This window comes from uncultured Brachyspira sp., assembly GCF_944390595.1.
Classification (GTDB): Bacteria; Spirochaetota; Brachyspiria; order Brachyspirales; family Brachyspiraceae; genus Brachyspira.
In genome coordinates this window covers 1-6759 of record NZ_CALXRN010000048.1, presented here as the reverse complement: position 1 = coordinate 6759, position 6759 = coordinate 1, and the positions used below count along the sequence as shown (strand labels likewise).

The window sequence follows — 6759 nt, the reverse complement described above, 5'->3', positions numbered from 1 at the left end:
CTTTTATATGGTTCATGATCAGTTAAGTATACAACAGTTTTATTTCCTGAAGTTATTTTGTATGATAGTGTATGACATGGATGATTAACCCATATGCTTTCTATTATCATATTTCCAAATACTATTTTTTTTCCTTCATAAAATGCTTCGAATTTTAATTTTGCAGCAAATTGTTCTAAATTTACAGGAAAATAGTCTTTAGATAATATGTTGTTTATAGTGTCATACATTTCTATAGACGAATCTTTAGGTCCGTATATTGTGAAGCTGTATTTGCTGGAGAAAAAAGGTGCAAAGAATGGTATTCCCATAATATGATCCCAATGGAAATGTGTAAGCAGTATAATACTTTCTGTTTTTTCAGATTTAAAAATATAGTAGCTTGCATTTTTAAGTCCGCTTCCTGCATCTAATATTATATAATTATCATCATCATCTATAACCTGCAGACATGATGTATTTCCGCCATATTCATTAAAACTATTACCAGGAGTTGGTATAGATCCTCTGCTTCCAAGAAATCTTACTTTCACAATACACCCTTATTATATATTTATTATATATAATATATATAATAAATCGAAAAAAATCAATAATTTTTAAGTATTTTATATAGTTGTATTATTGCTATAAAATTATATAATTAATTAAAAAAAATAAATTAAGGATATTTATGAGTATCTTAAAAATAATATCTTGGAATGTAAATGGAATAAGGGCGGCATATAAAAAGGGTTTGGTGGATTTTATAAAAAAAGAAAATCCGGATATAATATGTTTGCAGGAAACTAAAGCTTTTGAAGAACAGCTGCCGTCTGATTTAAGGAATATAGAAGGTTATGAGCTTTTTATTAATCCTGCTGATCCGGAAGTAAAAAAAGGATACAGCGGAGTTGCTATATATACAAAGTTAAAGCCCAATAAAGAGATAAAAAATAAATTAGGAAGTAAATTTTCAGACAGAGAAGGAAGAATATTATCTTTAGAATTTGATGATTTTACAATATTTAATGTTTATTTTCCTAACGGCGGAAAGTCAGAAGAACATTTTCAATATAAACTTTCATTTTATGATGAGATAACAAAGCATTTAAGCAAATTAAAAAGTAAAACTAATGTTATATTATGCGGCGACATGAATATTGCACATGAGGCTATAGATTTGGCAAGACCTAAAGAGAATGAAAAGAGCATAGGTTTTTTGCCTGAGGAGAGAGCTAAAATAACAGAGTTTTTAAATAAAGGTTTTACTGATACATTTAGAATGTTTGTTAAAGAAGGCGGACATTACAGCTGGTGGGATATGAAGACAAGATCCAGAGAAAAGAATGTAGGCTGGAGAATAGATTATTTCTTTGTTAATAATGAGATAACTCCTAATATTAAAAGAGCTGATATATTAACAGATGTAATGGGAAGCGATCATTGTCCTATACTTATTGAATGGGAAAAATAAAAAATTACTTGATTTTTTAATGTTTTATAATAATATTGTAAATTAAGTAATTAGTTCTACTTTTTTATTGTTTTTTATTAAAGGAGTATTCATGGTTCGTACAATCATTGAGGATAAAACAGCCATAATTAACATTGAAAAAAATATTATATCTGAAAACGTTGATATATTGGAAGATAAATTAAGTTATGCAAAAAATGCCGGAGCTTTAAATTTTATATTTGATTTTCATAATATAGAATATATGTGTTCTTCCGCTTTAGGACTTATTGCTTCTGCTTTAAGGGTATCAGCTGAGAATGGAGGAACTGTTTATTTTTGTTCTATGACTAGTCAGTTAAAAAAATTATTTGAGGCTACTAAATTTTTAACTATAGTAAATATATCAGATAATGTTGATGATGCTTTAAATAATATAAGCAATTAATGGAGTTATATGTTAATACAAGTTGTTCATTTTATATATGTTTTATTGATTCAGGCTTTAAGACTGTATTCGTTTATATGGTTTATATGGATTATATTAAGCTGGCTTCAGGCATTCGGAGCTATGCATTTAGATTATTATAATCCTATAGTAAATTTCTTTTATAAAATAACTGACGGTGTTATAGATAAAATATTCGGCGGAAGAAGACTTATAATAGGAATAATAGATTTATCTCCTTTAGTATTTCTTTTAGCACTTCAATTAGCTGCTCCTCTAATACTTAAAGTAGTATTTCAATTTTTATTAGGTTTAGCAGCTAGGATATAGAGCATAATTATGAGTTCCTTAGATGAAATAAGCAAATATATGGATGAAGGGGATTATAAAAAAGCTATAGAAGAATTAGACATTATTATATCAATGGAACCTGATAATGCCAGAGCTTTTTATATGCGGGGAAAATCTGCATTTATAGAACTTCAGAATCAAGAATTCGATAATACCAAATATGATGCCAGAGTTGCTTTAATATATTCCACTATAGAATACGATCTCAACAGATCTATAGATATTGACCCTAATATAGTAGATGCCTACAGAGGGCTTATGTATTTAAATAGGGATTTAAAAAATATAGACAAAGAAAGAGAATACGCTCAGATACTTTTTGATAAAGATGATACGGCTTACGATGCTTTGCTTATACTAGCAAGCAGCTATCTTAATAATGGAGAAAATGAGGCAGATTTTCATCAGGCTATAGGATACTATGATGACTTTATAAGTAAAGTAGATATTAATAACAGCAGAATAGCAAGGTTTGAAAGGGGACTTTGTTATTATAATCTTAATATACTTCCTAAAGCCGATTTAGAGGCCAATAAACTTATTCAAGATTTCCCTATGTATGATGATGCTTATTTTTTGAAAGGCATTATATTGGCTAAGAGAGGCATACATTCTGAATTTTATGATGATGCTATATTCTTTTTGGACAGAGCTATTGAACTTAATCCTATAAATTTTAATGCTATATATGAAAGAGCTGAATGGTATTTTAATAAAGAAAAATATAAAAAAGCTATAGAAAATTATAATGAGCTTCTTAAACATAATAATAAATACAGATTGGATGCTTTGCTTGGAAAGGCACAGGCTTTGCATGATTTTATAGTAGAAAATGATGATGAATATTATCCGGATAGTCAGGAAGAGGGTAAGGATTTGGAAGAAGCTTTTTATCTGCTTAATAAGATTATAGATGTGCTTGGGATTAAGAATATGCAGTACAGATATTACAGGGGAAATCTATATGCTTATCAAGGAGAAATAAGAAAGGCTATAGTTGAGTTCAAAAAGATATTGCATGAGATAAGCGATGCCGGTGCTTGGCTTTATGAAAAGATAGCTGAACTTTATCATAATTATGCTCAAAGCGATGATGATTACAGAGAGGCTTTGATTTATTTAGAGAAAATAGACAGAAGCGAGTTTAAATATTCTACATATTATCTTCTTATATTTTCTTATTATGAACTTAGAGATTATGAGAAAACAGCAGAAGTATGCGATGAGTTTTTTAAATATGTATATAAAGGCGATGAAGAAATAGATTATATTAAGTTTATATATGCGTATTCTCTTCAAATGATAGGTTCTGATAATTATGAACTTATGCTTAACAATTTAAGAAGTTGTTTAAATGGGAATTTGGATAAGGCTGTAATATACAGATCCATTGCTAATATTTTATTATACAATATGCCTAGTAAATATAATGAAGAGGGCATTTATATGCTTAAAAAAGCTATGGAGCTGAATGATGTAATTTCTTATTATACATATTCTAAAGAATTATTTTACGGAGACATTATAACTCCTTTGCCTGAAATAGCTGTAGGAATGGCTAATATGACTTTTGAGATGGATAATACTTTTGAATGTTCTCTTAGTATTATAGGAAGGGCTTATGAGCTTGGAAGAGGAGTTGAACAAGATAGTAATAAGGCATTTGAGATTTATTATAAAGCTAAAGAGCTTGCAGATATGAATAATTCTAAATGTTCATGCGGAAAAGGGCTTCTTGCTCATTGTTATTATAATGGAATTGGTGTTGAAAAAAATGAAAAAGAGGCATTTAAAATAATTAAAGAGACGGCTGAGTTTTTAGGAAGCGAGTCTGATATTAATGTAGCACTTTTATATTCTTATTTTGCATTAAATAATATTGAAGGATTTGATTTGATTACTTCATTATCTTTATTTGACTGCAATGATACAAAAAAATTATGCGTAGCTATGATGCTGAAAAGAATATATAAAAAACTTAATATGCCGCATGATGTGAGAAAAATGTCTAAAATGGAGATTAATGCTTTAGAAAATACTGGTGAATTAAATTTAAGTTATTTAAGAAAACATATAAAGAAATTTGACAATTTTTATCCTATTTTGCATATTACTAATAATTAGCATTTGTTTTTTACACTTTGACAAAAAAATAAATTATATATATTATATAAAAAAATAAAAAGAGGTGATAAATTATGATTAACAAAACTATGAGTATAGGTGAAATTATACAGGTTTTTCCTGATTCTGTAGAAATAATGATGAGTCATGGACTTCATTGTGTAGGCTGCCATGTTGCAAGCTGGGAAAGTTTGGAAGAGGGCTGCCGCGGACATGGTATGAATGATGAACTTATTGATAATTTAGTTAAAGAAATCAATGATAAATTTGAAGCTAGTAAATGATCTCATAAAAATATTTTAGATATTTAAGATTATAGAGAGATAGTAAATATAAATTTCTGTCTCTCTATAATTTTTTATTTTCCGTCTTTATATTCTCTAATTATGCCTCTCACTCTCAAAGTAAGTCCGTAAATTTTTTGTTCTGCTATAATTACGTCCAAAGGCACCTGATTATATTTGTCTTTAGCAATAAGGGCATCAGTTCCATATTTATCTTTTTCATAAACTCTTGTTGTAGCCAATTTACCCCTTTCCAATTTAGTTTTTATTTCATCTCCGTTTTCTATAGTAAACCTTATATCTTTTTTAACATTTTTACCTTCAAGCCAATTAATTTTAAACGTCCCTATATTTTTATCAACAAATCTCATAAAAAATACAAGTGATAAAGCATCGAAAGCCATTCCTTTAAACTCTATTTTTTCATTTACAGTTCTCTTATCATTAAACAAATAGTAGTTATTATAAAAAGTTAAAGTTTCTTTATTAGTCCAATCGCCTTCAGAAGTATCTTTTTTTAATATTATAGGAGTAAAATCATTTGTAGTAACCCAAGCTTCAAATATATCGCTTACCTTATAAAGCATATTAGCAGCTCCTGTTGTATAAACATGAGCATAAAGATGATAAGCAGGTTTTCCGTTTACATTGCTTATAGCAAGAACTTTAGCCTCAAGCATTCCTACTTTTCCGCTTATATTAAATTCCGGAACTTGCGCCAATACATCGTACTTTATATATTCGCCTACCTTAAATGTCTGATTATATGCAAATAAAATATTCGATATCATCAGCATAGCCATTATAAAAATATATTTCATAAACTTAAATCTCCATTTTGTATTATCAAATTATCATTTATATGCTATTATATTATTGTAAATGTTGCAATACTATTTTTTTAATATATTATTATTTTTTACTAGTTATAATATTAGGATTTATTTATGGGTAAGAGTATATTTTTATTAGTTGGAGTAATAGCATTATCAACTTCTGCGATATTTGTAAGGCTTGCAAATGCGCCTTCTTCTATAGCGGCATTTTACAGGATATTTTTCTCATTTCTTATTGTGCTTCCTATAAGCATATTAAAAAAATCCAATAGATTAGAGCTTTTATCAATAACAAAAAAGGAAATTATACTTTCTATATTAGCAGGTTTCTCATTGGCTGCACATTATTTTTTATGGTTTCAGTCATTGAACTTTACATCAGTGGCTAGTTCTACAGTAATAGTAACTTTACAGCCTTTATTTTCATTGGTAGCCGGATATTTCTTTTTTAAAGAGAGATATACATTCATTGCAATATTAGGTTTTATTATAGCAATAGCAGGTTCATTTGTAATAGGCTGGGGAGATTTTCAGATAAGTTCAAAGGCATTATTTGGGGATTTGCTTGCTTTCATTGCGGCAGGTCTTATAAGCATGTATTTTATAATAGGGCAGTATACAAGGGTTAGATTATCAGCTGTTAATTGGATAGCTTTGAGTTATTTAAGTGCATTTATATTTTTGGGTATTTTATCATATTTTATGAAGATACCTTTTACAGGATATTCTGCTTCTACTTGGATTTATTTAGCAGCATTAACTATTATATCTACTATGCTTGGTCAGGTAGTGTTTACTTGGCTTTTGAAATGGTTTTCTGCCACTGTTATATCTATGACAATACTAGGCGAGGCTGTAGGTACATGCATACTTGGGTATTTTGTTTTGAGTGAATCTATAAGTTTAAAGCAGTTTATTGGAATTGTATTAATATTGTTGGGTATAGGTTTATTTCTTATGGAGAAAAGAAAAGCAGTTTCAAAAAATTAATTATTTACACGCACGGTTAATAGATTTTATTTATTATTAGAATGATATTTATATTAAATGCATATCTTATAATATTCTTACGTGCGTTAATTGCATTTTAAACACTAAATAAAACTTGGGCGGGCTTTATATTTTTTATTAATATGCTTTGAAATAAAAAGCAGAATATATTATAAAAGTTATTAAATGAAAAGGGCGGGCGAATGTAAATAGATTTTAAAAAACTTTCATAACTAAAATATATAAAATAATTAAAAACCTCCGACAGAGGCTTTATATCAAATAATCAAA

At 28.2% G+C, this 6759-nt stretch carries 8 protein-coding genes; 6 read left to right on the top strand and 2 right to left on the bottom strand.

Going from position 1 to position 6759, the window contains the following annotated elements; genetic code table 11:
* Window positions 1–533 (bottom strand): MBL fold metallo-hydrolase (locus Q0J90_RS02605; protein ID WP_297276427.1); only part of this gene is annotated, 533 nt, incomplete at its 3' end.
* A gap of 140 nt (window positions 534–673) precedes the next feature.
* Here Q0J90_RS02605 and Q0J90_RS02600 point away from each other — a divergent pair.
* The 5 genes from Q0J90_RS02600 to Q0J90_RS02580 all read left to right on the top strand — a co-directional run bounded on the left by Q0J90_RS02600 (window position 674) and on the right by Q0J90_RS02580 (window position 4642).
* Complete coding sequence (locus Q0J90_RS02600) at window positions 674–1456, top strand: exodeoxyribonuclease III (RefSeq protein ID WP_297276426.1); 783 nt, start codon at window positions 674–676, stop codon at window positions 1454–1456.
* A 91-nt stretch (window positions 1457–1547) separates the two neighbouring features.
* Complete coding sequence (locus Q0J90_RS02595; protein WP_297276425.1) at window positions 1548–1883, top strand: STAS domain-containing protein; 336 nt, start codon at window positions 1548–1550, stop codon at window positions 1881–1883.
* 9 nt (window positions 1884–1892) lie between these two features.
* Window positions 1893–2213: a YggT family protein gene (locus Q0J90_RS02590; RefSeq protein ID WP_297276424.1), complete on the top strand. Its 321-nt coding sequence runs from the start codon at window positions 1893–1895 to the stop codon at window positions 2211–2213.
* Between the two features lie 9 nt (window positions 2214–2222).
* On the top strand, window positions 2223–4358 hold the full coding sequence (locus Q0J90_RS02585; protein ID WP_297276423.1) for a hypothetical protein: 2136 nt from the start codon (window positions 2223–2225) through the stop codon (window positions 4356–4358).
* A gap of 74 nt (window positions 4359–4432) precedes the next feature.
* Window positions 4433–4642: a DUF1858 domain-containing protein gene (locus Q0J90_RS02580; RefSeq protein ID WP_028329174.1), complete on the top strand. Its 210-nt coding sequence runs from the start codon at window positions 4433–4435 to the stop codon at window positions 4640–4642.
* A 74-nt stretch (window positions 4643–4716) separates the two neighbouring features.
* Here Q0J90_RS02580 and Q0J90_RS02575 read toward each other — a convergent pair whose 3' ends face one another.
* Window positions 4717–5439, bottom strand: a complete 723-nt coding sequence (locus Q0J90_RS02575; protein ID WP_367173831.1) for a DUF3108 domain-containing protein — start codon at window positions 5437–5439, stop codon at window positions 4717–4719.
* 150 nt (window positions 5440–5589) lie between these two features.
* Between Q0J90_RS02575 and Q0J90_RS02570 the strand changes: the two genes are divergently transcribed.
* The gene (locus tag Q0J90_RS02570; protein WP_297276421.1) at window positions 5590–6468 is read left to right on the top strand and encodes a DMT family transporter; all 879 of its coding nucleotides are present in this window, start codon (window positions 5590–5592) and stop codon (window positions 6466–6468) included.
* Window positions 6469–6759: the final 291 nt, after the last annotated feature.

Bases quoted from the DNA above. Each gene is read 5' to 3' on its own strand.
- Q0J90_RS02585 (WP_297276423.1), top strand. From the start codon at position 2,223: ATGAGTTCCTTAGATGAAATAAGCAAATATATGGATGAAGGGGATTAT.
- Q0J90_RS02580 (WP_028329174.1), top strand. From the start codon at position 4,433: ATGATTAACAAAACTATGAGTATAGGTGAAATTATACAGGTTTTTCCT.
- Q0J90_RS02590 (WP_297276424.1), top strand. From the start codon at position 1,893: ATGTTAATACAAGTTGTTCATTTTATATATGTTTTATTGATTCAGGCT.
- Q0J90_RS02595 (WP_297276425.1), top strand. From the start codon at position 1,548: ATGGTTCGTACAATCATTGAGGATAAAACAGCCATAATTAACATTGAA.
- Q0J90_RS02575 (WP_367173831.1), bottom strand. From the start codon at position 5,439: ATGCTGATGATATCGAATATTTTATTTGCATATAATCAGACATTTAAG.
- Q0J90_RS02570 (WP_297276421.1), top strand. From the start codon at position 5,590: ATGGGTAAGAGTATATTTTTATTAGTTGGAGTAATAGCATTATCAACT.
- Q0J90_RS02600 (WP_297276426.1), top strand. From the start codon at position 674: ATGAGTATCTTAAAAATAATATCTTGGAATGTAAATGGAATAAGGGCG.